The sequence below is a fragment of the Sinorhizobium sp. 22678 genome, assembly GCF_052044265.1.
GTDB lineage: Bacteria > Pseudomonadota > Alphaproteobacteria > Rhizobiales > Rhizobiaceae > Sinorhizobium > Sinorhizobium meliloti_A.
The window spans coordinates 163,234-188,635 of sequence record NZ_JBQEMS010000002.1 but is presented as its reverse complement, the minus strand read 5'-3'; the positions used below and the strand labels follow the sequence as shown (position 1 = coordinate 188,635).

Below are 25,402 nucleotides of genomic sequence, written 5' to 3'. Positions count from 1 at the left end.
GGGCTTTTTGCCGAGTTGTCAGGCCGCGTCCTCGGATTCGGCGGCAGGGATCATGCCCAGCGCCTGGAGGTAGGTGTCGAGGATCGCTTCCTGTTCCATGCGCTCGTCGGCGTCCTGCTTGCGGATCGAAATCACCTTGCGCAGGATCTTGGCATCGAAGCCCATCGATTTTGCCTCGCCATAGACATCCTTGATGTCGTCGGCGATGGTCTTCTTCTCTTCTTCCAGCCGTTCGATCCGTTCGATGAAAGCGCGAAGCTGGTCGCGGGCAATGCCGTGAGCATCCGACATGGTCGTCTCCTTGTGGGGATGAATTTTCCGGGTGCTGTGAACTGCCGTGAACGGCCGCCGAGGTCAAGGGCGATTGCGCAACAACACAGGCATTTCCCGCGCAGGTCTTACTCCTTCGGGCGATTGCGTTCGAACGCGGCTTTCTGTTCGGGCGAGGCCTCAGCCTGGTTCTGCGCCCGCCATTCCTCATAGGGCATGCCGTAGACGATCTCCCGGGACTCCTCCTTGCTCATCGGCACGCCGGAGGCCTCCGCCGCCTCGCGATACCAGTTCGACAGGCAATTGCGGCAGAAGCCGGCGAGGTTCATCAAGTCGATGTTCTGGACGTCGCTGCGTTCGCGCAGATGTTCGAGCAGCCGGCGGAAAGCCGCGGCCTCGAAGGCGGTGCGCTGTTCCGGACTGATTTCGCTCATCGGGGTGGCCTCCTCTTCTTCAGTCGCTGTAAGCACCCGTGCGGGACGGGTGCCGCTGGTAGGCATGAAGCTCCGGCAGGCCGTTGAGCGCCGCAAGGATGGGCGCCAGACGTTCCGCCCAGGCGGCGACGCCCGCGGCATCGGCGATCAGATCCTGGCGGACCTCTATCAGCGCATGCGCGATCCCGGGAGCCATGCAGTGCCGGTACATGGTATCGCCACGCAGCGCGCCGTCATAGGGCTCGTTGTTGCCGACGACGATGTCGCCGGCGGCCTCCAGCCGTTCGATCAGCGGAAACACGGCGCGCGGGTCGTTGTCCCAGAGAACCGAGGCATGCCAGGGGCGTGCCACGCCCTTCCAAAAGGGCGTGAAGGAATGCAGGGAAATGACGAGAGGCGCTCTTGCGCCGGCCGCGGCGGACCGGGCGATGGTTTCGGACACGGCCTCGTGGTAGGGGCGGTGAAAGCGCCTTATGCGGTTCTGCCACTCCTCGTCCGAGATCGGGTGGTTGCCCGGAACGATCGCGCCATCGGAAATCTTCATGATCAGGGTGGGGTCGTCTTCGCCGCGATTCGGATCGATCAGGAGGCGCGAGAAACAGCCGAGCACGGCCGGTGCGCCGAGTGCGTCCGACAATTGCCGCGTCAGCGGTTCGATGCCGATATCGTAGGCGATGTGACGCTCGAAGGCGCTTTCGGGCAGGCCGAGCCGGCCATATTCCGGCGGCAGCCGGTTCATTGCATGGTCGGCAACCAGCACGAGACCCTTTGCCGGATCGCCCCCGGTGATCTCGTAAGGCGAGTAATGGTGCATTCGGCTCCTGCCAGGCTAAGGGTACCCACCTGATTGCACGCAAAGCCGCCATTCGCAAGAAAAACGCGAAGCTCTTATGCCGTTCCGTCACAGGAATGACGATTATAATCGATTAGAGTTGCGTTGACTTTCAGGGCTGGGCGTCGCAAGAAAGTGCCACGCAAATCAAAACGGAGTTCCGTAGGAAGCCGTGTCTAGATATCCTTTTTCCAGAGTGAAGCCGGGGTCGATGACGTTTGGATCCATCCTCCTGTTTTCCTTGGCAATTTCCGCTTCATTTCTCTCTGCCGGCGATGCCCGCGCCGATTTTCGAGTCTGCAATGGGACGCAGACTCTGGTCGGCGTGGCGATCGGTTATCGGGCCAAGGAAGGCTGGGTGACCGAAGGCTGGTGGCAGGTTCCGGCGACCACCTGCGCCACGCTGATCGAAGGCGAACTTCAGTCCCGATATTATTATCTCTACGCGGAAGATGCGGCCAAGGGCGGCCGTTGGACCGGCGACGTCAACATGTGCGTGGCCGAAAACGAGTTCAAGATCGTCGGCGTGCAGGACTGCTTCGCCCGCGGCTTCCAGCGCATGGGATTCAAGGAATACGACACGGGGCGGCAGGGAAGCTGGATGGTTCAGCTTTCCGACACGCCCGGCACGCAGGAAAGCCAGAATTGATGAGACGGAACAGGAAAGTCAAAATCCTCGCGACACTCGGGCCGGCATCGGCCGACGAGCAGATGATTCAGAAGCTGCACGAGGCGGGGGCCGATCTGTTCCGAATCAACATGAGCCATGCAAGCCATGAGGTCATGCGCACGCTGATCGAACGGATCCGTGTGGTCGAGGCGCGCTGCGGCCGTCCGATCGGTATCCTCGCCGATCTGCAGGGGCCGAAGCTGCGCGTCGGAAAGTTCGCCGAAGGCAAGGTCGAACTCAAGATCGGCCAGACCTTCACGCTCGACAACCGCGATGTGCCCGGCGACAGCCGCCGCGTCTATCTTCCGCATCCGGAGATCCTCGAAGCGGTGAAGCCCGGCCATCGCTTGCTCATCGACGATGGCAAGCTGCATCTGCGCGCCGAAAAGTCCGATGGCAAGAGCATCGTCACCACGGTCGTTTCCGGCACGCGGATTTCGGACCGCAAGGGCGTCAGCCTGCCCGATACGCTGCTTGGCGTCGGCGCGCTGACCGACAAGGACCGCGTGGACCTCGACGCCGTGCTGGCGACAGGAGAGGTCGATTGGGTGGCGCTTTCCTTCATTCAGCGCCCTGAGGACCTTGCCGAGGTTCGCAAGATCGCCCGCGGTCGCGTTGGACTGATGTCGAAGATCGAGAAGCCGCAGGCGATCGAGCGGATCGACGAGATCATCGAGCTTTCGGATGCGCTGATGGTGGCACGCGGGGACCTCGGCGTCGAAATGCCGCTCGAATCCGTACCCGGGCTTCAGAAACAACTGACGCGTGCCTGCCGGCGCGCGGGCAAGCCGGTCGTCGTCGCCACGCAGATGCTCGAATCGATGATCTCCTCGCCGGTGCCGACGCGCGCAGAAGTGTCGGACGTGGCGACCGCCGTGTTCGAGGGTGCCGATGCGGTGATGCTTTCGGCCGAATCCGCCTCCGGCGAGTACCCGGTCGAGGCGGTTTCGACCATGGCGTCGATCGCCAGCAACGTCGAGCGCGACCCGCATTATCCGGGGATCATCTACGCTCAGCGCACGCCGCCGGAAGCAACGGGCGCGGACGCCATCTCGCTTGCCGCTCACCAGATCGCCGAGACGCTCAAGCTTGCCGCAATCGTGACCTACACCTCCTCCGGCACCACCGGGCTGCGCGCTGCGCGCGAGCGCCCCCAGGTGCCTGTCATCGCACTTTCGCCGATCGTCCAGACGGCTCGCCGGCTTTCCGTGGTGTGGGGGCTGCACTGCGTCGTCACAGGGGATGCGACCGATCTCGACGATATGGTCAACCGCGCCTGTCGAATCGTCTCGACGGAAGGCTTCGGGAAGCCGGGAGACCGAATCATCGTAACCGCCGGCGTGCCGCTCGGTACCCCCGGCGCCACCAACATGCTGCGCATCGCCTATATCGGCTCGGACGGCCAATCGGGCATCTGAGCCGCCGCCTGCTCGATCGAGCGCTTTTCGACGCAGCCCCTCATCCGCCTGCCGGCACCTTCTCCCCGCAAGCGGGGCGAAGGGGCTCGCGGCGCCGACTTCGTCCGCTCTCCACGTTGACAGCGCGTCTTAGAGCATTTCAACGTTTCGTAGAAACACTGGAATGCTCTAACCATTTGAACGCACATCCGGACGGAAAACCGTTACACACTTCTCCTGGAACTGCTCTAATGGGGAGAACGGACCGGTGGGGACGCCTTGCGCCCGCAAGCCGGACGAGGGGCATTCTCGCGTCCTCAGGTGCCGGTCACGTGCGGCTGCCGGCAAGCTTTTCCGCGAGTTCGCCGAGTTGCTCCTGCGCCTTCCGGTCGGAGGGGTAGATGTCGAGGAATTGCTGCCATGCGCGCATGGCAAGTTCATCCTTCCCGGCGGCCTCAAGCATGGTGGCCATGCCGGCGAGCGCGCCGAAATGGCGAGGCTCCAGGGCAAGGACATGATTTATGTCGGACATCGACTTTCGGAAGTTGCCCATCTGGTAGTGCAGCGTGGCGCGACGGTTCCAGCCTTCGACATAGTCGGGGGCGAGGGCAAGCGCCTGGTCCAGAAGATCGAGCGCCGCCGACTGCTTCTCATCGGCAATCGCCTTGTTGGCCCATTGCATCAGGAGATTCACGGTCGCGCTACCGGAATCCTGCCATTCGAGGCGGATGCGATCGGCCACCTGCCGGGCCTTGTCCTCATCGCCTTCCTTCTTGAGATCGGCGAAGAGGGCATCGACACGCTCTTTCGGAGTGGTAAGCGCAGCGACCTCGGCCTGAGGCGAGGGTTCTGCCGCACTAAGCGGCGCGGCGGCCACTATCGCGGCGGCGGTCACGGCAAGAGATGCCAGTATCAGCTTCATAAAAACACGCATGGCGGACATCGTAGCCCGCCATGAAACAAGATCAAATCAATTTTGGGAAATCGGCGAGCAAGCCGCCGTGTTCCGGATTTACCTTGAATCGCGCCGATTCAGGAAACGTGCAGCAAGTCAAGTGCTACGACCTTTGCGCATCCGCGAAGACGCGCGGCGCTGCAGGCACGGCCTGCAGCAAGCATCAGCCCTGGCGTGCCTTGAAGCGTGGGTTCAGCTTGTTGATGATGTAGACGCGGCCCTTGCGACGAACCAGACGGTTTTCGCGGTGACGGGTCTTCAGGGATTTGAGCGAATTCTTGATCTTCATTTTTCCTGATCCGCAGGGTTTCGGGGAACGAAAATTCGCCCGGTAATTCCAACAATCAAAAGCGCGCCGTTCAGCGCGCTGTTCAAGTAGGCAGGCACATACCGTGTCGCCCCAATCGTGTCAACCGCATGACGGGGATTTTGCCGCCTGTCCCCGTCTTCCATGCGTCCCGGTCAGAGCAGGCGGGTGAAGTGCCCCATCTTGCGGCCGGACCGCGCCTCGGCCTTGCCGTAGAGATGAAGGAGCACATTGCGTTCGGCAAGCAGGTCCGGAACGCGGGCGATGTCGTCGCCGACGAGGTTCTGCATCACGCAGTCCGAATGGCGCGACGGGTCGCCGAGGGGCAGGCCTGCAATCGCGCGGATATGCTGCTCGAACTGCGAAACGACGCAAGCGGCCTCCGTCCAGTGGCCGGAATTGTGTACGCGCGGCGCGATCTCGTTTGCGACGACGCCGCCGTCGGCCAGAACGAAGAACTCGACACCGATGACGCCGACATAGCCGAGCGCGTCGAGAATGGCGGTTGCGGCCTTGCGGGCGGCCTCCGTGGTCGACCCGCCGACGGATGCGGGCACGGTCGATGTGTGGAGAATGCCGTTGCGATGCACATTTTCGGCAGGATCGAAACAGGCGGTGGTGCCGTCGGGCGCGCGTGCGGCGATGACCGAGATCTCCCGGTCGAACGGCACGAAGCTTTCGAGGATCAGCGGGACCTGTCCGAGCGCCACATAGGCGCCGGCCGGATCGTCGGCAGCGGAACGGAAGACGCGCTGGCCCTTGCCGTCGTAGCCGAGCCGGCGGGTCTTGAGCACGCCGGCCCCGCCGAAGTCCGCAAGGGCGGCCTCCAGATCGGCCTGGCTGTCGACGGGATGGAATCCGGCGGTGGCGATGCCGCAGCCGTTGATGAAGCGTTTCTCGACGAGACGGTCCTGCGCCACTTCCAGCGCCTTCGGCGGCGGGAAGACCGGCCGCGAACGGGCGAGTTGCTCGGCGGCCGAGACCGGGACGTTCTCGAATTCGTAAGTGATGAGATCCGCCACCCGCGCAAGCTCGTCCAACGCGCGCGGATCATCATAGGCGGCAATGATCTGGTCGTTCGCCACCTGCGCCGCCGGACAGTCCGGCTGCGGCTCGAGCACCACGGTGCGGAAGTTCAGGCGGGCAGCGGCCATGGCCAGCATGCGGCCAAGCTGGCCGCCACCGATGATGCCGATGATCTTCATACCTCGTCTACCGGATATTCCGCGACCGATACGGTCTGCTGTTCGCGCCAGTCGTCGAGACGGTCGGCAAGATCCTCGTCACCCAGCGCGAGCACGGCGGCGGCCAGAAGTGCCGCATTGATGGCGCCCGCCTTGCCGATCGCAAGCGTGCCGACCGGAATGCCGGCCGGCATCTGCACGATCGACAGCAGGCTGTCCTGGCCGGAAAGCGCTCTCGACTGGACCGGAACGCCGAAGACCGGAAGCGGCGTCATGGCCGCGCACATGCCGGGAAGATGCGCCGCACCGCCGGCGCCGGCGATGATCACCTGGAACCCCTCGTCGCGCGCGCCCTTGGCGAAGCGGACCAGGCGGTCGGGCGTGCGATGGGCGGAAACGATCCGGGCTTCGTAAGCGATGTCGAGCGCCTCGAGCGTGTCGGCCGCGTTCTTCATCGTCTCCCAGTCCGACTGGCTTCCCATGATGATGGCGACGGGCGGGGGCGTAGTGTCGGTCACGTCTCGATCCATTTCAGGCGATGATGTCGGGAATGATCTGGTCTTCGATCTTGGTGATCTTGTCCTTGATGGCCAGCTTCTTCTTTTTCATGCGCTGGACGCGCAAGGCGTCGCAGCCCGTCTGGATCATCGCGTTGATTGCCGCGTCGTAGTCTTCGTGTTCCTGCCTCAGGCGCGCGATAGTCAGTCTGAGTTCGGCCTGGTCCTGGTCCGGCATGCAAAGCGATCCCCATAAGCCCGGCTTCGCCGATCCGCGATCCGGAAATTCCTGCGTCGCTCTACCACATCTTGGTTAGCGACGGGAAGTTACCCGGCGTCATCATTTCGCCTTCGACAAATGAAAAATGGCATGGCACATTAAAAAGGTTTCAACCATGGAACATCCGGCATTTGCGTGCCGGATGCAAGCTAAAGGGAAGGGACTGCCAATGACCATTGAGGCTCATCTTGCAACGCTTGAGAAAAAACATGGCGTCCTTGAAGAGGAGCTACACGAGGCTCTGAACTCTCCGTCCTGCGAGGACGAACTGATCAGCGAACTCAAGCGACGGAAGCTGCGCATCAAGGACGAAATCGAAAGACTCCGTTCCTCGACGCACTGAGCGTGAACGGTACTCCCGATTGAATCGGGACGCATCGCCACGCGGAACTGCAGAGGCGATGCAACGATAGGGTCAAAACAATCCCGAAAAGATAGATTGCATTGCTTGACCGGACCAAGGTCCGGTCGGCTTTGCCGGCCGGACGGCATGCATCAGGACCAGAATTGGTCCAGCCACAGGTTGAGCCGGTCGAAGCCCGGCTTGTTGATCGCGTAGATCCGCCGTGTGCCGCTGGTCGAAACTGATACCAGGCTGCAGTCAAGCAGGGCTTTCAGATGCTGGGAGACGGCGGGCCGGCTGATCGGCAGACCTTCGGCGAGCTCGTTGACGGTTCTTGGCGCGCGCCTGAGTTCCTCCAGCAGATGGCGCCGGTTCGGATCCGCAATGGCATCGAATGGGTCCGCGATCGTCATGCGCGGACGTTAGGCGAATTCCCCCGGAGCGGCAAGAAAATTGTGCGGTGCGGAATGTGCTTCGCACGGCAGCACCCGCTACACTCCTCCCGATACGATGCTCCGGAGCCCATCCCATACGAGCTTCGAGCCGGCGAGGAAGGCCATCGTGTACATGAAGGGATAAAAGACCTGCGGCTTCATCCGCCGGACGGTCCAGGCGCCGCAGGCGGTCGCGACCATGGCCAGCGGGAAGAGCGTGGCCGAGGTCTTGAGATTGCTGAGATCGAGTTGGCCAAGGGCGAAATAGGGGATGAGCTTCACCGCATTGAGGGTCGCGAAGAAGCGCACGATGGTGCCGGTATATTCGCGCGGCGCGAGCTTCAGCGGCAGTGCGTATATCTGGAAAGGCGGACCGCCGGCATGGGCGACGAAGCTGCCATAGCCGGCGAAGGAGCCCCAGAGTGCTGCCGGACCGGCGCGCTGCGGTTTCGGCTGGATGGGTGGACCATTGCGGCTGCGCCACAGGGTGTAGACATAGCGCAGTACGAAGACGACGGTGATGAGCCCGATGATCAGCTTCAGCGCGTCGCGGGGCACATAGGCGGACGTGGCCCAGCCGACCGCGATGCCGGCGAGGGCGCCCGGGAGGAGCATCATAAGGGTTTGCCGATCCCCGTGCTTGCGCCAGATCAAAAGGGAAACGATGTCCATGGCGATGAGGATCGGCAGGAGCAGCGCCGCGGCCTGTACGGGCGAAACGACCATGGACAGGATCGGGACGCCCATCAGCGACAGGGCCTCTCCCATGCCCCCCTTGGACAGGCCAACGAGCACGACGGCCGGAACGGCAACGAGATAGAAGTCGATGTCGGGAAGCATTGGCGGCGGTTGATCCTTTTGTCATCTCCGTCTATCGGTTTTCCGCAATGAAATCGAGTGCCGGCTTCCGGCCCGAAGCGAGATCGCCAGGATTGACTCATGAGCAACATTGAAGACCGCTGCCGCCTCGTGCTGGTCGTTCCGGATATCGCAGATAGCGCGGAACGCGCGAAACTCGTCGGCGAGGCGTTGAGGGGCGGCGACGTAGCGTCCGTGATCGTGCCGCAATACGCGCTCGGCGATGCAGATTTCCAGAAGCATGCGGAAGCGCTCGTGCCGGTGATCCAGCAGGCCGGCGCCGCGGCCTTGATCGAGGGCGACACGCGGGTCGCCGGACGGGCGAAGGCGGACGGTCTCCACATCGCCGGCGGTCCGGATGCGCTTGCCGATGCGATCGAGCGGCACGCGCCGAAGTTGATCGTCGGCGGCGGCAACGCCACAGACCGTCACCATGCGCTCGAGATCGGCGAGCTGCGGCCCGATTACGTTTTCTTTGGCCGCACGGATGGCGACATAAAGCCGGAGGCGCATCCGAAGAACCTGGCACTCGCCGAATGGTGGGCGTCGATGATCGAAATTCCCTGCATCGTCATGGGCGGCACGGATCCGCAATCCGCGCTTGCCGTCGCCGAAACCGGTGCCGAGTTCGTGGCGCTCCGCCTTGCCGTCTTCGGCGAGGCCGGTCAGGCGCCGTCGGTGGTTGCGGCCGTCAACGCATTGCTTGACGAAAAAGCGCCACGGTTTGAAGGTTAAGACCTGCCGATGGTAATCCGCTCTCTCCTGAAATCCAGCCGGCCCGCAGCCCTTGCCGCCGCGATGCTTCTTGCAGTCGCGCCCGCCGTGGCTCAGCAACCGGTCGCGCCTGCGCCGGCTGACGAGGGCAGCGCGTCGAAGCGCGGGCGGATCACGCCTTTCAACGGCGCGGTACTGCCGGAGGATGCGGAGCGCAAACCGGCAACGGCCGCTCCGGAAAAGCCGAAGCCCGGCGACGGCAGTGCGCCTTCGAAGGGCGTCACCGTTTTCGATCGCATGGGAGCCGAATTGCCGGCTCTTCCCGAGGAAAAGCCCTTCACCGGCAAGATCGACGAAGCCTACGGCGCCTTCCAGCGAGGTTACTACCTGACGGCGATCGACCTTGCCTTGCCGCGGGCCCAACTCGGCGACCCCGCCGCCCAGACGCTTGTCGCCGCGATCCTGGAGCAGGGTCTCGGCGTTGCACGCGACGCCAAGGCGGCGGCGTTCTGGTACGGCCAGGCGGCGAACAATGGCGACCCGGCGGCCATGTTCAAATATGCCCTGATCCTGATGGAGGGCCGCTATGTCAAGCGCGACCGGAAGAAGGCCGACGAACTGATGAAGAAGGCTGCCGATCTCGGCAACGCCTCGGCCCAGTTCAACTACGGGCAAACGCTCGTGGCCGACATGCCGGGCGAGCGGGGGCTGAAGGCGGCGATGCCCTATTACGAGAAATCCGCCGAGCAGGGCATTGCGGATGCGCAGTATGCGCTCTCGCAGATCTATCTCAATGTCGACGGCATAGAGGAGAGCAAGCGGGCCCGTGCGCGCGAGTGGCTGCTCAGGGCGGCGCGGGCGGGCTATGATACCGCCCAGCTCGACATTGCCATCTGGCTGATCGAGGGTATTGCCGGCGACCGCAATCTCGAAGAGGGGTTTGCCTGGATGAAACGCGCCGCCGAAAGCGGTAACGTCGTCGCCCAGAACCGGCTTTCCCATCTCTACGTCAATGCCATTGGAACCCGTCCGAATCCGGTGGAGGCAGCAAAGTGGTACGTGCTCTCGCGCCGCGCCGGCCTCAAGGATGATGCGCTCGAGGATTTCTATCTCGGCCTCAACGAAACGCAGCAGAAATCGGCGCTGGCGGCGGCAAACAAATATCGCTCGACCTGACACGCGCCGGCGGATCCGATCTATTTCGCTTGAACTTCGGGGGTTTTTGTGGTCTTGAAGCCCCGATTTTGTCCGCGGCCTCCCACCCCTGTGCCGCCGCGGACGGAGTGACATCTCACTCGGTTTTTTGACGACGGTTCTCCTGCCCGCGCTTCGAGCTGCGGCCCGCATGCGGACTGTCAGACAGGTTCAATGTCCGGTCGAGCGGTCTCGGCCGGCCTTCGCTAGAGGAATTGCCGTATGGCCCGCTCCGCCCTTCTCAATGTCATGGTCCAGGCCGTCTTCAAGGCCGGCAAGTCGCTGGCACGCGATTTCGGCGAAGTACAGAACCTGCAGGTTTCCTTGAAAGGACCGGCCGACTACGTTTCGCAGGCGGACCGCAAGGCCGAGCGGATCATCCGTGAGGAGCTCATGAAGGCTCGCCCGACCTACGGCTTCCTCGGCGAGGAGGGCGAGGAGATCAAGGGAACGGACGGCGCCCATCGCTGGATCGTCGATCCGCTCGACGGCACCACCAATTTCCTGCACGGCATTCCGCATTTCGCTATCTCCGTCGCGCTCGAGCGCCAGGGCGAGATCGTCGGCGCGGTCGTCTTCAATCCGGCGACGGACGAGCTCTACACCGCCGAGCGAGGCGGCGGCGCCTTCCTGAACGACCGCCGCCTGCGCGTCGGCGCGCGCAAGGCCCTCTCCGATGCCGTGATCGGGACCGGCACGCCCCATCTCGGCCGCGGCAATCACGGCAAGTATCTGGTCGAGCTGCGCCACGTCATGGGCGAGGTCGCCGGCATTCGCCGCATGGGCTCCGCCTCGCTCGATCTCGCCTATGTTGCGGCCGGCCGCTTCGACGGCTTCTGGGAACGGGACCTTGCCGCCTGGGACATGGCTGCCGGCCTCTTGCTCATCCGCGAGGCCGGCGGGTGGTCCACCGATGCCGAAGGCGGCAGCAAACCGCTGGAAGCAGGTTCGATCGTCTGCGGCAACGAGCATGTCGCAAAGGCGCTTCGCGAGGTGATCCAGCGCCCGATTCCGTCCAAGTAACGGCAATATAGTTCGCCCGGAACGGTGCAACGTTTCCGGGACGGCAACATGCATAAAACAGCAAGCTGAAGCGCGCCGTATGTTTTCGATTTGAATGCGACGCGCTTTAGTGCCGTGCCCTTTGTTTTCCCTTCAATTCGGCGCAAACTTCCACTAGTCTCCGGGCCAATACGGATGGCCTGCGGCCATCGGCAGCACCGCTCTTCGATCGTCTCCGATTTGGGAATGGTGCAGCGATTCAGAGTGATGCGGCCGGCCTCTTGTTCGTCGGACAGGCGCGGAAACTGCCGCAAAACCGGGAGACTGGCGAACTTATGGCGAAACTGAATCTGTCCGGGTGGCGCGATCGCGAAGACGTGGAGGAGGACTACGGTCCGCACAAGCTTTCGAGCCCGATGCCCTATTTCTGGACGATGGTCCTTTTCCTGATCATCGTCGGTTTCGTCGCTGCAATCCTCTTCCGCCAGGCAAGCGAGGCCTTCGCCGGCAATCCCGGCCTCAACGGGCTGATCCTGGGCGTGCTCGTGATCGGTATCCTGCTGGCGTTCAACCATGTCCTCAGTCTCAGACCCGAGGTTCGCTGGTTCAACTCCTTCCGTGCCGCCGGCAGCGCCGATAAGGTCGGGCGCGATCCGGTGCTGCTTGCGCCAATGCGTGCTCTCATCGGGGGGCGCCAAACGACGGCAATCTCGACGGCCGCGCTCCGGTCCATCCTGGATTCAATCGCTGCGCGCCTCGACGAGTCGCGCGACATCACCCGCTATCTCGCCGGACTTCTCGTTTTCCTCGGCCTGCTCGGCACGTTCTGGGGCCTGCTCGGCACCATCGGTTCCATCAACACCGTGATCCAGTCGCTGGATGCGGGAAGCGGCAGCACCGACGATCTCCTGAGCTCCCTCAAGAGCGGCCTTTCGGCGCCTCTCACCGGCATGGGAACGGCGTTCTCCGCCTCGCTCTTCGGTCTTTCCGGTTCGCTCATCGTGGGCTTTCTCGATCTGCAGGCGGGACGCGCGCAGAATCGCTTCTATACGGAGCTCGAGAATTGGCTTTCGTCGGTAACCGACGTCAGCTCCGGTTTTTCCTCGCCGGGCGACATGACCGACGGCGCTCCGGTGGAAGAGCTGCGGCGGCTCACCGACCAGCTTACGCGCCTGACGCATGACGGCGGCGTGAACCAGCGCACCACCGCGGCCATGGCGAGCCTCGCCGAAGGCATCCAGGGCCTCGTCAAGAACATGCGCGGCGAGCAGCAGATGCTGCGCGACTGGATCGAGGCGCAGCAGGAGGAAGCCAAGGCGATGCGCAAGACGCTCGACCGGCTGACGGCGCGCATCGGCCAGGCCGACCGGATCACCGTGCAAAGCGAGAAGGCCGCAGGACAGGCGAAGCTCAGCCGCATCGAAGACGGCGGAGGGGATTGACCATGGCGCTTTCCCGACGCCGCGATCCGCGGGCGATCAACTACTGGCCGGGCTTCGTCGACGCACTCTCGACGCTGCTCATGGCGATCATGTTCCTGCTCAGCGTTTTCGTCACCGCGCAGTTCCTGCTCGGCCGGGAGATCAGCGGCAAGGACGAGGTGCTCAACCGGCTGAACAGCCAGATCAACGAACTCACCCAGCTCCTGGCGCTCGAGAAAAGCGGCAAGCAGGATCTCGAGGATTCGCTCGCCAACCTGCAGGCGTCGCTTTCACAGTCGGAAGGCGAGCGGTCCCGCCTGCAGGCCCTGCTCGACCGGGGCGCCGGCAGTGCCGAAGTCGCCGACGAAAAGATCGGCCGGCTTGGCTCCGAGCTCGAAAACGAGCGGCAGGTCAGCGCCCGGGCCATGAGCCAGATCGAACTGTTGAACCAGCAGATCGCAGCGCTTCGCAGCCAGATCGCCGCCATCGAAGGCGCACTCCAGGCATCGGAGGCGAAGGACGATGCCTCGCAGGCCAAGATAGCCGATCTCGGCCGCAGGCTGAACGTCGCCTTGGCGCAGCGTGTCCAGGAGCTCAACCGCTACCGTTCGGACTTCTTCGGCAGGCTGAGGGAAATCCTGTCGGATCGGGAAAACATCCGCATCGTCGGCGACCGTTTCGTGTTCCAGTCGGAAGTGCTCTTTCCATCGGGCGGCAGCGACCTGAACCCGGAAGGGCAGACCGAGATGGCGAAACTTGCGACAGCCCTTCTCGACCTTGCCAAGGAGATCCCGGCGGAGATCAACTGGGTGCTGCGCGTGGACGGCCACACGGACGACGTTCAGCTGTCGGGGATAGGGCGCTTCCGGGACAATTGGGAACTGTCGTCCGCCCGCGCGACGTCCGTCGTCAAGTTCCTGATCTCGAAAGGCGTCCCGGCCGACCGGCTGGTGGCGGCCGGCTTCGGGGAGTATCAGCCCATCGCACCGGGCGAAAGCCAGGAAGCACGCGCGCAGAACCGCCGCATCGAGCTCAAGCTCACGGAGAAATAGGCGCGGGCGAGCCGACGAACAGTGCTTCTGCGCCGTGATCGAACTGGAGCCGTGCAAGCTTCGCATAAAGCCCGCCCTGGCGGATCAGCGATTCGTGGGTTCCTTCCTCGACGATACGGCCGTGCTCCATTACCAGAATGCGATCCGCCTTGAGCACGGTGGCGAGCCGATGGGCGATGACGAGCGTCGTACGCTCCTGCATCAGGTTCTCAAGCGCCTTCTGCACCAGCGTTTCGCTCTCCGCATCGAGCGCCGAGGTGGCCTCGTCGAGAAGGAGGATCGGAGCGTTTTTGAGGATGGCGCGGGCGATCGCGATGCGCTGGCGTTGACCGCCCGAAAGGGTCACCCCGCGCTCGCCGACCAGCGTGTCGTAGCCCTGGTCCAGCCTGCCGATGAACTCTTCGGCCTGCGCCGCGACGGCGGCGGCGCGCACCGCTTCACGGCTTGCGTCCGGCACGCCGAAGGCGATGTTGTCGTGCACCGAGGTGGCGAAGATGGTCACGTCCTGAGGCACGATCGCAAGTCTCTCCCGCAGATCCTCGGGATGGACGGCGCGTATGTCCGTACCGTCGACGCGGATGGTGCCTTTCGCCGGGTCGTAATAACGCAGGAGCATCGAGAAGACCGTGCTCTTGCCGGCGCCGGACGGGCCGACGATGGCCACCGTCTCGCCCGGTCTTACCGCAAAGCTCAAGCCTCGGAGGCTCTTATAGTCCGGCCGGGCGGGATAGGCGAAGTGGACACCGTCGAACTCCACCGCACCGGCGGCAGGGACGGGCATTGCGACCGGATGCTCGGGCGCCCCGATCTCCGGCACTTCGTTCAGCAGCTCGTTCAGACGCTCGGCGGCCCCCGCCGCCTGAGAGAGCTCGCCCCACACTTCCGAGAGTGCGCCGAGGCTGCCTGCCGCAAAAACGGAATAGAGCAGGAACTGACCGAGCGTCCCGGCGGAAAGCGAGCCCGCCAGGACGTCCCGCGCACCGAACCAGAGCACGGCGACGACGCTTCCGAAGACCATGGTGATGGCAAAGGCGGTCAGCACCGAGCGCGCTTTGGTCGCAGCGCGCGCGGCGCGATAGGCCGCCTCCACAGCGTTGCCGTAGCGCGAGCGCGCGCTCTCCTCACCATTGAAGGCCTGCACGGTGCGCGTGGCGGCGATCGCTTCGCCGGCATAGGCGGAGGCGGCCGCGAGCATGTCCTGCGCTTCGCGGGAACGCCGGCGTACCGAGCGTCCGAAGCCGACGAGGGGGAAGACGATGAGGGGGATCGCTGCAAGCACGAGGCTCGAAAGCTTCGGGCTCGTATAGACCATCATGCCCATTGCGCCGAGACAGAGGATCAGGTTGCGCAGCGCCACCGATGCCGTCGCACCCACCGCCGACTTGATCTGCGTCGCGTCGGCCGTCAGCCGCGAGACGATTTCGCCGGACTGATTGACGTCGAAGAATGAGGCCGAGAGCTGCATGACGCGTGCGAAGACGTCGCGTCTGAGGTCGGCGACGATGCGCTCGCCGAGCGAGATCACGAAGTAATAGCGGGCGGCACTGGCAAGGGCGAGGACCACTGCAAGCACCATCAGCATGGAGAAATAGGTGTTGATGAAGCCGGAGTCGGAATTGGAGAAGCCGTGATCGATCATCCGTCGAACGGCCAGCGGCAAGGTCAGCGTGGTGGCCGCTGCGACGGTCAGAGAGACGGCGGCGCCGATGGCGAGGCCACGGTAACGCGAGAGATAAGGCAGCACGGTTGCGAGCGGGCGGATGGACCTGCGCGCCGGCGGTTGTTTTTCTGGTCTTGGCACATAGCCCCCCGTTCGCCTGTCACGGGGCCACAGGCCTGTACGCCGCCGAGGCGCCAGAGCTGTGCGACTGCGATCTGCTGGCGCCCCGGACCGTGCCGATCCGACGAACCATGCAGAGATCACAAGTCTTCCGCGCGGCACTTGTTATCCCGCAGACCTTCATGTATAGGCACGGCATCGAATTGGGAAGCCGCGGCCCAAGAGCGGTCTGCGGCTTCATTTACGTGTTCGGTCCCAAAGTCGCAATGCCTTGCGACAATTGGACCCTGGAACTCTAGGAAGATTGTTATGAAGGCAGACATCCATCCCGACTACCACACGATCAAGGTTGTCATGACCGACGGCACCGAATACGAAACCCGCTCGACCTGGGGTACGGAAGGTGCGACCATGAACCTGGAAATCGACCCCAAGTCGCATCCGGCCTGGACCGGCGGCAACCAGCAGCTCGTCGACCGCGGCGGCCGCGTCTCCAAGTTCAAGAAGCGCTTCGAAGGCCTCGGCCTCTGATTCAGCCGCTCGACAGCGTGTTTCGAAGCCCGGCATTGCCGGGCTTTTTTGTTGGCTTTCACTCTTTCCTGCGGGCTTTGGGCAGGTGCTTTCTCGCTCAAGTCGTCCGTGCATGATCCTCGGGCTTGACCCTGGGCTTGACGCGAGGATCCACCCGCAATCACGCCCGCGCCAACAAAAAACCCGGCACATGGCCGGGCTTTGGCTTACAGCGGCAGGGTTCTGCGTCGCTCAACTCGCTCCGAAGGCCGTCTGCAGCAGCTTGATCTGCGCCTTGACGCCGTTCTGGTTGTCCGGAACGAAGCTCGTTGCTTCCTGCGGCCGATAAATCTCGCGGTCGAGCAAGGCGACCCGGTTCTGCAGCCGGAGCGACCGCTCGATGAGCTCGCGGAAGCTCTCCGGCAGATCGTTCCAGCCCGGCGCGCTGCGGTCGACGTTGAAGCTGTCCAGGCGCACCTTGCTCTTTTCCGACAGGACCTGCTCGCGGCTCATCTCGCCATTGTTGACGGCGCGCTGCAGCAGGAGCCATGACGCCATCTGCATCAGCCGGGTGGTGAGGCGCATCGACTCGGCAGCATAGAGAACGGATGCCATGCGCGGCAGCACCTTGGCGGCGGTGCGTCCAGGGCCATCGAGATAGCTTGCCGTTTCCTCGACCAGGCCCATCCCTTCAGCGTAGAGCGCCTTGAACTGCGCCGAAGACGCAGCGTGACCGGCGAAACTGACGGTATTCAATCCTCTTTCGGACATGCCTGTATTCCCTGGTTCCAACGCATCACAACTGTCAGGAAACGGGCGGCTCTGGGAAAAGTTTCCTGAGGCCCCTCCATGCTCGAAGAATGATCCCATACCGCATTCCGCGCAAGAGCATTCTTAAGAAAGGGTTAATCTCCACACTTCTTTGGAGGCCGCCCTGTCGCAAAGCAAAAAAAGAGCCGCGTGAAGCGGCTCTCAAGGTAAAACAGGGAGAAAAATCAGACCCATTCGCCAGTCGGTGAAATTGTCTGAGTCCGGAAGGACCGGATGCTCGGACAATCGCAGAAAATGCTTAATTTGCGGTTAAAGCCTAAGCATTCTTCTGGATTAAAGTGCCGAACCATTCCATCCCGCGCTCACCGGAAAAGGCTTTCGGCGGCCGAACGGCTCGCCGACTTGCGGTGCCTTTCCGCTTCGAGTCTTGCAATTTCCTCCGTCAGAAGCGCAATGCGCGCGGTCAGCTCGTCCACGGAGAGCAGCGAAAGATCGCTGCCGATCTCGTGCTCGGTCTTCTTTTTCGGTTGCTCATCGTCAAACAGGCTCATTCGATCTCTCCTCTTCCTGGGGATCGTCGGCGCCTTCGTCCGGCAGTTCCTCCAGCGGAGCCGCACGCGGCGAGAGCTGCAGGCTCTCCGGCGTCGTCGCCGTGCCGGCATTGACCGGCGAGAAGTTTTCGCGCTCGGCCGCGGGCACCGGTGCGCGCCGGCGGCTGCGGACGATCGCATAGGCAGTGATGAGCATATGCGCACAGGCCGTGATCATGAAGAGGCCATAAGGCCCGCTGGCGGTCATTATCGGCCCGCCGATCGTCGGGCCGATAATCGTGCCGATGCCGTAGAGCAGCAGGAGCCCGCCCGAAACCTTCACGAAATCCTCGGGGGTCGCGAAGTCGTTGGCGTGGGAAACCGCGATCGGGTAGAGCGCATTGGCGGCTGCGCCGTAGATCGCGATCAACGTCAGAACGATCCAGACCTGGCCGGGCTCGACGAGGAAGATCAGGAGGCCGGCGAAAGCGCCGACCCCGGCGAGCGCGGCAAGCACATAGCGGCGGTCGATACGGTCGGAGATGCGGCCGGCCGGCAGTTGCATGACGGCGCCCGAGAAGATCGCCACGCTCATCATCGCCGCGACGGTGCTGTCCGACAGCCCGGCCTGGCGGCCGAAGACCGCGCCGAGCGTGCCGAAGGCGCCGTTGGCGATGCCGATGAGCAGGATGCCGAGGAAGGAAACCGGCGAATTGCGGTAGAGGCCGCGCAGGTCGAGGCGGACCTGTTTCAGCGGCTGCGGCGAGGCGGCCCTGGACAACAGCGTCGGCAGCATCGCTACGCAATAGAGAATGCCGCAGATCATGAAGAAGAAGGTCGTGGACGTCTCGCCGAAGGGAATCATCATCTGGCCGCCGACGACGCCGAAAAGGGTGATTGCGATATAGAGCGAGAAGATCACGCCGCGGCTCTCATTGGTGGCGCGCTCGTTCAGCCAGCTTTCGATGATCATCGACGTTCCGGCAGTGGAGAAACCCGTCACCGCGCGCAGCGCCAGCCACCAGACCGGGTCGATCAGAATGCCCGTCAGCAGGGAAACGATGGCGATCAGGGCCGTGAACACGCTGAAGGCGCGCACATGCCCGATGCGCTTGACGACATTCGGGGCGAAGAAGCAGCCAAGCACGAAACCGGTGGCCCAGAGCGTGCCGAACAGACCGAGGATGGTTGTCGGATAGCCCTCCGCGGTGCCGCGCACCGGCAGGAGCAGGCCCTGCAGACCGTTTCCGAGGAAGAGAAACAGGGTGCCAAGCAGCAGCGCGGCAACGGGAAGCAGGTTATTTCTCATCGTCCACCCGGAATTCGTTCGCCCTTCGGCGTGTCGTGACGAGGACCGCCGCTCTGCCGATGGAAATCAATACCACCGGTCATTGCAAATCGACGGCCAAAACAATAGCCCTCTATGCGACGAAAAGTGACGTCCGTATGACGTCGCTCCCATTGCAGCGGATCTTCCCGGAAATGAGCGAATGTCAAAGGCACTGACGGTTCTCCTGCTGCTGGCCATGTGCGTCCAGCTCATCAAGCCGCTCGGCTATCCGGGACTGAGGCAGCGCCGCGATTTCTGGAAGATTGCCGTCTTCGCCATCATCGTGATGATGGTCACGGTGCTCGTGCGTCCCTGAGCCTCCTGCGGTGCCGCGCGAGATTTCGAAGTCCGGCGGCTTCGGCGTTCCTTGAGAAACAGCAACTTGGGAAAGGGCCGCGCTATTGTCGCGGTCAAGTTGCTCTATCTCCGCACGACATGACGACAGGAAAAGGTTAAATTACCGTGCTCGGCCACAAGATGAAGATCGAGGCTCTGTTGGAACGTCGTCTCACCGCCATTCTCGCAGCCGATGTCGTGGGCTACAGCCGCCTCATGGGAGCGGATGAGGCCGGGACGCTCGCGGCGCTGAAGCGCCACCGCCGCGAGCTGCTGGAACCAAAGATCGCCGAACATAAAGGCCGAATCGTCAAACTGGCGGGAGACAGCATGCTCGTCGAGTTTTCGAGCGTGGTGAACGCCGTTGCCTGTGCCGCCGCGATTCAGCGCGGTATGCTCGCCTGCAACGAAGGCTTGCCGAAGAGCAGGCGCATCGAACTCAGGATCGGCATCCATCTCGGCGACGTGATCGTCGAGGACGGCGACATCTTCGGCGATGGCGTCAATGTCGCGGCGCGCCTCGAAGGGCTTGCCGATCCTTCCGGCATCGCCGTTTCTGCCTCCGTACGGGACCATGTCGGCTCGAGACTCGATGTCGGTTTCATCGACAAGGGCGAATACAGCCTGAAGAACATCGCATCGACCGTCCGCGTCTATACGGTGTCGCTCGGCGGCAATTCGCTCGGCAAGCGTGGGGAGCCGTCCGGCGTCGTCGACCGCGGCTACGAACTATCGATCGCCGTCCTGCCCTTCACCAATATGAGCCATGATCCCGAGCAGGAATATTTCTCCGACGGCATTACAGAGGACGTCATCACCGACCTTTCGAAGATTTCGCGCCTGCACGTCGTCGCCCGCAACACCGTCTTCACTTACAAGGGCAAGTCCGTGAAGGTTAAGCAGATCGCCCATGAACTCGGCGTTCGCTTCATCCTCGAAGGCAGCGTGCGCAAGGCGGGCGGGCGCGTGCGCATCACCGGCCAGTTGATCGACGCGCAGACCGGCGGGCATCTGTGGGCCGACCGTTACGACCGCGACCTGACGGATATTTTCGCTATTCAGGACGAGATCACTCATGCCATCGTCGACCAGCTCAAGATAAAGCTTCTGCCGGAGGAAAAGAGGGCGATCGAAAGCGACCCGACGACCTCGGTCGAGGCCTATACGTACTACCTCCGCGGTCGGCAGTTCTCCCATACGTGGACCCGGCCCTATCTGCTGCTCGCACGCCGCATGTTCCTGAAGGCCGTCGAACTCGACCCGAATTATGCGCGTGCCTATGCCGGCATCGCCGAGTGCGAATGTGCGATCAGGGACTGGCACGAAAAGGAGTTTCCGCTGGAGAGCATACTCGATATGAGCGCCAGGGCGCTCGCGCTCGATCCGAACCTGGCGGAAGCGCATGCCTCGCGCGGGCTCGCATTGAACCACGACGGCCAGACGGAGGAGGCAAGCCGTGAGTTTCTGCAGGCTCTGGCGCTCGATCCTTCGCTCTATGAGGCGAATCTCTATTATGGCCGTTTCCTCTTTGCGCAGGGCCGATTCCGGGAAGCGATCGGGTTCTTCGAGCGCGCGGCGGAAATCCGGTCGGACGATTACTTTTCGCCGATCCATTTGATGGGTTGCCACCTGTCCCTTGGTAAGGAGACCGAGCGCCAGCGCTGGGCGCGGATCGGCATCGAAAGAGCGCAAAGCGCAATGGAGCGGAACCCCGAAAATGCCAGCCCGGCGCATCGCGGTGCATTGGCGCTGGCGCATATGGGCGAGGCGGAACGTGCGAAAGAATGGGTATCTCGCGCGCTGGCGATCGATCCGGACGATATCGTCGCGCGGTACAATGCAGCCTGCGTCCATTCGCTCCTCGGTGAGGGCGAGCGCGCGCTGGAACTGCTGGAAACCGTGGTGCCGCTGAGCTCCAGCTACCATGTCCAGTGGTTCAACCAGGATCCGGACCTGGACCTCATACGCGACGATCCGCGCTTCCGCGCGCTCCTCGACGCGCTCACAGAGTGCAAGGTCGGAAGGCGCTGAACATTCTGGCGATCAGATCAAGATCTCCCCGCGCATCGCCGAAACGCAGTCGCCCGAGACGCTGACGTTGCGGACTGTGCCGTTCCTCTTGTCGACACCGACCGTGATGAGGCTGCGGCGGCCCATTTCCACGCCCTGTTCGATGACGAGTTCGGCCTTCGCGTCGGCCTCGGGAAGCAGCGAGACGAGGTAAGCGCCGAGCGCCGCCGAGGCGCTGCCGGTTGCCGGATCCTCGATGACGTTGTCGAGCGGAGCGAACATGCGTGCCCTTATATGGCCGGGCCGCTCGCGCGTATGGGCATAGAGAAACAGGCTGAAGCTGTCTTCAGCAAGCGGATAGCGGCTATTCGCCTTCTCGAAGGCCGAGACGTTCGGCCGCGCTGTCGAAAGGGCATCGACGTCGCGCACCTCAGCGACCGAGAAGGGCAGGCCGACCGAAATGCGCACCGGCGGATGAGTTCGGTCGACGAGGTCGTCCTGGCGCAGCGATGCGCAGGCGGCAATCGTCGCGGCGTCTATGGCGGGTCCGACTTGCAGCGCCTGCGGGGCGACGATCCTTGCGCCCGTGACGATGCCGTCCCTGCCGAGAAGAGTCACTTCGACAAGGCCCGCCTTTTCCTCGAAACGCAATGCGCCGCCCGGCTTGCGGCCGAAGACTTCCCGTTGCCGGCCGAGCACGAAGGCCGTGCCGACATTCGGGTGACCGGCGAAAGGCACCTCGGTCGTCGGCGTGAAGATGCGCACGCGCGCGGTGTTCTCCGGATTTTCGGGCGGAAGGACGAAGGTGACTTCGGAATAGCCGAACTCCGTGGCGATCGCCTGCATCTGGGCGTCGCTCAAGACCCGTGCGTCCGGGATGATGGCAAGCTGATTGCCGGCGAAACGGTCGGTCGTGAAGACGTCGACGGTAATGAAGGAGACGGTGTCCATGGGGCCCTCCGGTCGGTCGCAGATGGCGTAGATTTAAAGTCGTCGCCGGCGCCGCTGAACAGCGAACTTGTCTCCCTGACAATTGTCGAGGCAGCAAGGCGGCGCCATAAAAAAGGCCCGGCGGCATCGCTGTCACCGGGCCTCTCCTCGCTCCCTCGAACTATTCTGGCGCTCAGGCGGCTTTTTCGAAGTCCTTCGTCCAGCTTCCCTTGGCGGCGAGGCTGCACATCTTGGCGCGATGGGCGAAGGCGCGCTGCCCGGCCGCGACGTTTTCCGACTTGCCGCCCCAGGCATTGAGCGCTTCCTGCTGCAGCGCCCGGCCATAGGAGAAGGTAAGCTTCCAGGGCAGGTCGTGCGCCGCGTTCATGGCTGAAAGGTGCGCCGTCGCCTCTTCGGTCGACTGGCCGCCGGAGAGGAAGGCGATGCCGGGAACAGCCGCCGGAACGGTGCGCTTCAGCACCTTGATGGTGCGTTCGGCGACCTCATCGACGGACGCTTTGCGCGCCTTCTTGCCGTCGATCACCATGCTCGGTTTCAGGATCATGCCTTCGAGGCTGACGTGGAGTTCGCCAAGTTCCTCGAAGACGGTGCGCAGGACCCATTCGGTGACCTCTTCCGAGCGCTCGATCGAGTGATCGCCGGGGGCGCCATCCATCAGCACTTCCGGCTCCACGATCGGTACGATCTTCGCCTCCTGGCACAGCGCGGCATAGCGGGCGAGCGCATGGGCATTGGCCCTGATCGCGCCCCAGGTCGGAAGAGCGTCGGAAATCGCAATCACGCCCCGCCATTTGGCGAAGCGGGCGCCGGCTTCATGATATCTGGCAAGGCGGGCGGCGAGCCCGTCGAGGCCTTCGGTTACCGTTTCGTTCGGGAAATGGGCCATCGGCTTGGCACCGGTGTCGACCTTGATCCCCGGGATCGAGCCCGCATTGCGGATGACGTCGGTGAGGGGCGTGCCGTCGGCAGCCTTCTGGAACAGTGTTTCCTCATAGAGGATGACGCCGGAGATATACTCGCGCATCGCATCGTCCGAGCGCAGCAGCATCTCGCGATAGTCGCGGCGCGACGTCTCGGTGGACTCCAGGCCGATGCTGTCGAAGCGCTTCTTGATCGTCGCGGTCGACTCGTCGGCCGCAAGCAGGCCGCGGCCGTTTGCCACCATGGCAACCGCAATGTCTTCCAGTCTTTCGCTCATATTCTTCTCCTACACACAGCGCTGATCAGCAATCGGAACAGCGAATGAAACCAATCTCGGAGCGAGGCGCAAAACCGTCTTTCGCGCCCCGGGAACAAAGCCGCGTTAACAGAAGATACCGTGCGGGAAAATGGCAGTAAAACGGGCTAAAACGATTTAAATAATTTTAATCGTTTGAAAAATCGTAATTATTTTGGGTGGCTTAGTTCCGGCGCGAAGGTGCATGTCACCTGCATAACGAGGCGTTCGAATCTGGATCAGCTTGTCGGGATTTAGTCATCGAGGCGATAGGCGCGTCGCATGAGTAATTCAATGCGACGCACCTTGCATGCAGAGCACCGTAGCGGGGCTCAGTTCCTCTGCCGGAGAATATCGACGCCCGGCAGGGGCTTGCCTTCCATCCATTCGAGGAAAGCGCCGCCGGCGGTCGAGACATAGGTGAAATCGTCCGCGACCTCGGCATGGTTGAGCGCTGCGACCGTGTCGCCGCCCCCGGCGACGGAGACGAGCGAGCCTGCGCGCGTGCGGGATGCCGCGTGTTTCGCGGCTGCCACGGTCGCCCTGTCGAACGGCGCGATCTCGAAGGCGCCGAGCGGGCCGTTCCACACGAGCGTTTCGGCGCGGGAGATCCATTCGTTGATGGCATCGATCGATTTCGGCCCGACGTCGAGCACCATGGCGTCGGCAGGGATGGCGTTGATATCGACGGCCTCGTTGTCCGCACCGGCCTTGAACTCACGGGCAACGACGCCGTCGACGGGAAGAACGATTGCGCATCCCGCTTCCGAGGCGGCCGCGAGGATGGCCTTGGCGGTCTCCGCAAGATCGTGCTCGCAGAGCGACTTTCCGACATCGACGCCTTGCGCCGCGAGGAAGGTGTTGGCCATGCCGCCCCCGATGACGAGCGCGTCGACCTTCTTCACGAGGTTCTGCAGAAGGTCGATCTTGGTCGAGACCTTGGCGCCGCCGACGATCGCAACCACCGGGCGCTTCGGATTGCCGAGTCCCTTTTCAAGCGCTTCGAGCTCCGTCTGCATGGTGCGGCCGGCATAGGCGGGAAGGTGATGAGCAAGCCCTTCGGTCGAGGCGTGGGCGCGATGGGCGGCGGAGAAGGCGTCGTTGACATAGATGTCGCCATTGGCGGCGAGCGCCGTCACGAAGTCCGGATCGTTCTTCTCCTCGCCTTTGTGGAAGCGGGTATTCTCGAGCAGCAGCACTTCGCCGTCGTTCAATTCGGCAATGGCGTTGGCGGCCTTGTCGCCGATGCAGTCGGCAGCGAAATAGACGCGCTGGTCGAGAATCTCCTCGACGGCGGGGGCGATCGCCTTCAGCGACATGCCGGCGACGGGCTCGCCCTTCGGCCGGCCGAAATGCGCGAGCAGAACGACTTTCGCGCCCTTCTCGGAGAGTTCGCGAATGGTCGGCGCCACGCGCTCGATGCGGGTGGTGTCGGTCACCTGATTGTCCTTGACAGGCACGTTCAGATCGACGCGCACGAGAACGCGCTTGCCGGCAATGTCGGTCAGATCGTCGAGAGTCTTGAAAGTCATCAGATGGTCTCCGGTGATAGTCTCTGGAATAGGGTAGGGTAGTCGATGACGAGGCCATCCTCGTCGACTGGCAGGTCCGCCGTGAAGCTGCCGTCCGCCGCCTCGTAACGGTAGAGCTTGCCGTCGTCGAGGCAGGTGTAATGCTGACCGTCGACGGTCGGTTCGAAGCTGTCGAAGGGCACGTAAAGCATGTCGAGCCTGGCGGTGCCGGATTGCCGGGTGAGGCCCAGGCGGCGGATCGGCAGCGTATTCGTGAAGGGCGTGCCGGCGAGGTCGATATCGACGCAGCCGTCGAATTGCGGCAAGGCCGTTCCGTCTGCTTTGCGCCAATGGCCGTGCCCATCGGACATGAGGTGCAGCCTCAGCCCTTGGGTCGTCTCTATGAGAAAGGAAAAGACGCGCCAGCCGGCATCGCAGTCGATTCGGTAGCGGACGCCATAGGCCGTTGCGCCGCGTTCGCCGATGAGAACGCTTTCGGCGCGGATGGCCGCGCCGAGCGATGTGTCGAAAGTCCTGAGCGTCAGATGTTCGAGCCCTTCCCCTTCGAGCGGGCGCCAGCGCACCGTCGTTGAGGAAAGGGCCCGGAACATCG

The 25,402-nt window shown here is 63.3% G+C and carries 29 protein-coding genes; 11 read left to right on the top strand and 18 right to left on the bottom strand.

Going from position 1 to position 25,402, the window contains the following annotated elements; all coding sequences use genetic code 11:
- Window positions 1-18: 18 nt before the first annotated feature.
- The 3 genes from ACTJKL_RS04355 to ACTJKL_RS04345 form a co-directional block, all read right to left on the bottom strand.
- Window positions 19-291 (bottom strand): DUF2312 domain-containing protein, encoded by a 273-nt coding sequence (locus ACTJKL_RS04355; RefSeq protein WP_018096796.1) that lies wholly within the window; start codon window positions 289-291, stop codon window positions 19-21.
- Between the two features lie 107 nt (window positions 292-398).
- Window positions 399-704: a DUF1244 domain-containing protein gene (locus tag ACTJKL_RS04350; protein WP_379937990.1), complete on the bottom strand. Its 306-nt coding sequence runs from the start codon at window positions 702-704 to the stop codon at window positions 399-401.
- 19 nt (window positions 705-723) lie between these two features.
- Complete coding sequence (locus ACTJKL_RS04345) at window positions 724-1,518, bottom strand: N-formylglutamate amidohydrolase (RefSeq protein WP_379937991.1); 795 nt, start codon at window positions 1,516-1,518, stop codon at window positions 724-726.
- Window positions 1,519-1,747: 229 nt separating this feature from the next.
- On the opposite strand from ACTJKL_RS04345, the gene ACTJKL_RS04340 reads away from it, so the two are divergent.
- Both ACTJKL_RS04340 and pyk read left to right on the top strand, forming a co-directional pair.
- Window positions 1,748-2,185 carry a DUF1036 domain-containing protein gene (locus ACTJKL_RS04340; protein WP_003531042.1) on the top strand — a complete coding sequence of 146 codons (438 nt, stop codon included), beginning with the start codon at window positions 1,748-1,750 and terminating at the stop codon, window positions 2,183-2,185.
- A complete protein-coding gene (gene pyk, locus ACTJKL_RS04335) occupies window positions 2,185-3,624 on the top strand; it encodes a pyruvate kinase (protein WP_018096799.1) in 1,440 nt (479 codons plus the stop codon). The genes ACTJKL_RS04340 and pyk overlap by 1 nt, the downstream gene beginning before the upstream one ends.
- Window positions 3,625-3,931: 307 nt before the next feature.
- Here pyk and ACTJKL_RS04330 read toward each other — a convergent pair whose 3' ends face one another.
- From ACTJKL_RS04330 to ACTJKL_RS04310, 5 genes are all read right to left on the bottom strand, one after another.
- Window positions 3,932-4,546: a tetratricopeptide repeat protein gene (locus ACTJKL_RS04330; RefSeq protein WP_275599907.1), complete on the bottom strand. Its 615-nt coding sequence runs from the start codon at window positions 4,544-4,546 to the stop codon at window positions 3,932-3,934.
- Window positions 4,547-4,721: 175 nt separating this feature from the next.
- Window positions 4,722-4,847: a type B 50S ribosomal protein L36 gene (gene ykgO / locus ACTJKL_RS04325; RefSeq protein ID WP_010970191.1), complete on the bottom strand. Its 126-nt coding sequence runs from the start codon at window positions 4,845-4,847 to the stop codon at window positions 4,722-4,724.
- 173 nt (window positions 4,848-5,020) lie between these two features.
- Window positions 5,021-6,070, bottom strand: a complete 1,050-nt coding sequence (locus tag ACTJKL_RS04320) for a 5-(carboxyamino)imidazole ribonucleotide synthase (RefSeq protein ID WP_440852250.1) — start codon at window positions 6,068-6,070, stop codon at window positions 5,021-5,023.
- Entirely contained in the window at window positions 6,067-6,579 is a 513-nt protein-coding gene (purE, locus tag ACTJKL_RS04315) for a 5-(carboxyamino)imidazole ribonucleotide mutase (protein WP_440852249.1), read from the bottom strand. Before purE ends, ACTJKL_RS04320 begins: the two co-directional genes overlap by 4 nt.
- A 1-nt stretch (window position 6,580) precedes the next feature.
- Entirely contained in the window at window positions 6,581-6,784 is a 204-nt protein-coding gene (locus ACTJKL_RS04310) for a YdcH family protein (protein ID WP_003536028.1), read from the bottom strand.
- A 211-nt stretch (window positions 6,785-6,995) separates the two neighbouring features.
- On the opposite strand from ACTJKL_RS04310, the gene ACTJKL_RS04305 reads away from it, so the two are divergent.
- Window positions 6,996-7,169, top strand: coding sequence for a YdcH family protein (locus ACTJKL_RS04305; protein ID WP_003536026.1), 174 nt, complete (start codon window positions 6,996-6,998; stop codon window positions 7,167-7,169).
- Window positions 7,170-7,321: 152 nt separating this feature from the next.
- Here the strand turns inward: ACTJKL_RS04305 and ACTJKL_RS04300 are convergent, their stop codons facing one another.
- Window positions 7,322-7,582, bottom strand: coding sequence for an ArsR/SmtB family transcription factor (locus ACTJKL_RS04300; protein ID WP_100672955.1), 261 nt, complete (start codon window positions 7,580-7,582; stop codon window positions 7,322-7,324).
- Between the two features lie 78 nt (window positions 7,583-7,660).
- The gene (locus tag ACTJKL_RS04295; protein ID WP_440852248.1) at window positions 7,661-8,443 is read right to left on the bottom strand and encodes a sulfite exporter TauE/SafE family protein; all 783 of its coding nucleotides are present in this window, start codon (window positions 8,441-8,443) and stop codon (window positions 7,661-7,663) included.
- Between the two features lie 99 nt (window positions 8,444-8,542).
- Between ACTJKL_RS04295 and ACTJKL_RS04290 the strand changes: the two genes are divergently transcribed.
- From ACTJKL_RS04290 to ACTJKL_RS04270, 5 genes are all read left to right on the top strand, one after another.
- Window positions 8,543-9,196, top strand: coding sequence for a thiamine phosphate synthase (locus tag ACTJKL_RS04290; protein ID WP_411921769.1), 654 nt, complete (start codon window positions 8,543-8,545; stop codon window positions 9,194-9,196).
- 9 nt (window positions 9,197-9,205) lie between these two features.
- Window positions 9,206-10,351 carry a tetratricopeptide repeat protein gene (locus ACTJKL_RS04285; protein WP_440852247.1) on the top strand — a complete coding sequence of 382 codons (1,146 nt, stop codon included), beginning with the start codon at window positions 9,206-9,208 and terminating at the stop codon, window positions 10,349-10,351.
- A 240-nt stretch (window positions 10,352-10,591) separates the two neighbouring features.
- The gene (locus ACTJKL_RS04280; protein WP_440852246.1) at window positions 10,592-11,392 is read left to right on the top strand and encodes an inositol monophosphatase family protein; all 801 of its coding nucleotides are present in this window, start codon (window positions 10,592-10,594) and stop codon (window positions 11,390-11,392) included.
- Window positions 11,393-11,706: 314 nt separating this feature from the next.
- Window positions 11,707-12,813: a MotA/TolQ/ExbB proton channel family protein gene (locus ACTJKL_RS04275; protein WP_100672959.1), complete on the top strand. Its 1,107-nt coding sequence runs from the start codon at window positions 11,707-11,709 to the stop codon at window positions 12,811-12,813.
- A 2-nt stretch (window positions 12,814-12,815) separates the two neighbouring features.
- Window positions 12,816-13,844, top strand: coding sequence for a peptidoglycan -binding protein (locus ACTJKL_RS04270; protein ID WP_100672960.1), 1,029 nt, complete (start codon window positions 12,816-12,818; stop codon window positions 13,842-13,844).
- Here ACTJKL_RS04270 and ACTJKL_RS04265 read toward each other — a convergent pair.
- On the bottom strand, window positions 13,831-15,645 hold the full coding sequence (locus ACTJKL_RS04265) for an ABC transporter transmembrane domain-containing protein (RefSeq protein WP_440852245.1): 1,815 nt from the start codon (window positions 15,643-15,645) through the stop codon (window positions 13,831-13,833). The genes ACTJKL_RS04270 and ACTJKL_RS04265 overlap by 14 nt on opposite strands.
- Window positions 15,646-15,933: 288 nt before the next feature.
- Here ACTJKL_RS04265 and rpmE point away from each other — a divergent pair, with 288 nt between their 5' ends.
- Window positions 15,934-16,155 (top strand): 50S ribosomal protein L31, encoded by a 222-nt coding sequence (gene rpmE / locus ACTJKL_RS04260; RefSeq protein ID WP_010970183.1) that lies wholly within the window; start codon window positions 15,934-15,936, stop codon window positions 16,153-16,155.
- A 231-nt stretch (window positions 16,156-16,386) separates the two neighbouring features.
- On the opposite strand, the gene rcdA is transcribed toward rpmE, so the two are convergent.
- The 3 genes from rcdA to ACTJKL_RS04245 all read right to left on the bottom strand — a co-directional run bounded on the left by rcdA (window position 16,387) and on the right by ACTJKL_RS04245 (window position 18,744).
- Complete coding sequence (rcdA, locus tag ACTJKL_RS04255) at window positions 16,387-16,905, bottom strand: protease adaptor protein RcdA (protein ID WP_018096815.1); 519 nt, start codon at window positions 16,903-16,905, stop codon at window positions 16,387-16,389.
- A gap of 362 nt (window positions 16,906-17,267) precedes the next feature.
- The gene (locus ACTJKL_RS04250) at window positions 17,268-17,456 is read right to left on the bottom strand and encodes a DUF1192 domain-containing protein (RefSeq protein WP_440852244.1); all 189 of its coding nucleotides are present in this window, start codon (window positions 17,454-17,456) and stop codon (window positions 17,268-17,270) included.
- Complete coding sequence (locus tag ACTJKL_RS04245; protein ID WP_100672964.1) at window positions 17,443-18,744, bottom strand: MFS transporter; 1,302 nt, start codon at window positions 18,742-18,744, stop codon at window positions 17,443-17,445. The genes ACTJKL_RS04250 and ACTJKL_RS04245 overlap by 14 nt, the downstream gene beginning before the upstream one ends.
- 181 nt (window positions 18,745-18,925) lie before the next feature.
- Here ACTJKL_RS04245 and ACTJKL_RS04240 point away from each other — a divergent pair, with 181 nt between their 5' ends.
- Both ACTJKL_RS04240 and ACTJKL_RS04235 read left to right on the top strand, forming a co-directional pair.
- Entirely contained in the window at window positions 18,926-19,081 is a 156-nt protein-coding gene (locus ACTJKL_RS04240) for a hypothetical protein (RefSeq protein ID WP_411921773.1), read from the top strand.
- Window positions 19,082-19,227: 146 nt separating this feature from the next.
- Window positions 19,228-21,132, top strand: a complete 1,905-nt coding sequence (locus ACTJKL_RS04235) for a TPR end-of-group domain-containing protein (RefSeq protein WP_440852243.1) — start codon at window positions 19,228-19,230, stop codon at window positions 21,130-21,132.
- A gap of 12 nt (window positions 21,133-21,144) precedes the next feature.
- Here ACTJKL_RS04235 and ACTJKL_RS04230 read toward each other — a convergent pair whose 3' ends face one another.
- The 4 genes from ACTJKL_RS04230 to ACTJKL_RS04215 form a co-directional block, all read right to left on the bottom strand.
- Complete coding sequence (locus ACTJKL_RS04230; protein WP_440852242.1) at window positions 21,145-22,062, bottom strand: PhzF family protein; 918 nt, start codon at window positions 22,060-22,062, stop codon at window positions 21,145-21,147.
- A 172-nt stretch (window positions 22,063-22,234) separates the two neighbouring features.
- Window positions 22,235-23,260 carry a class I fructose-bisphosphate aldolase gene (locus ACTJKL_RS04225; protein ID WP_440852241.1) on the bottom strand — a complete coding sequence of 342 codons (1,026 nt, stop codon included), beginning with the start codon at window positions 23,258-23,260 and terminating at the stop codon, window positions 22,235-22,237.
- 350 nt (window positions 23,261-23,610) lie between these two features.
- On the bottom strand, window positions 23,611-24,810 hold the full coding sequence (locus ACTJKL_RS04220) for a phosphoglycerate kinase (protein WP_018096822.1): 1,200 nt from the start codon (window positions 24,808-24,810) through the stop codon (window positions 23,611-23,613).
- Window positions 24,810-25,400, bottom strand: a complete 591-nt coding sequence (locus ACTJKL_RS04215) for a putative glycolipid-binding domain-containing protein (protein ID WP_018096823.1) — start codon at window positions 25,398-25,400, stop codon at window positions 24,810-24,812. The genes ACTJKL_RS04220 and ACTJKL_RS04215 overlap by 1 nt, the downstream gene beginning before the upstream one ends.
- Between the last annotated feature and the right edge of the window lie 2 nt (window positions 25,401-25,402).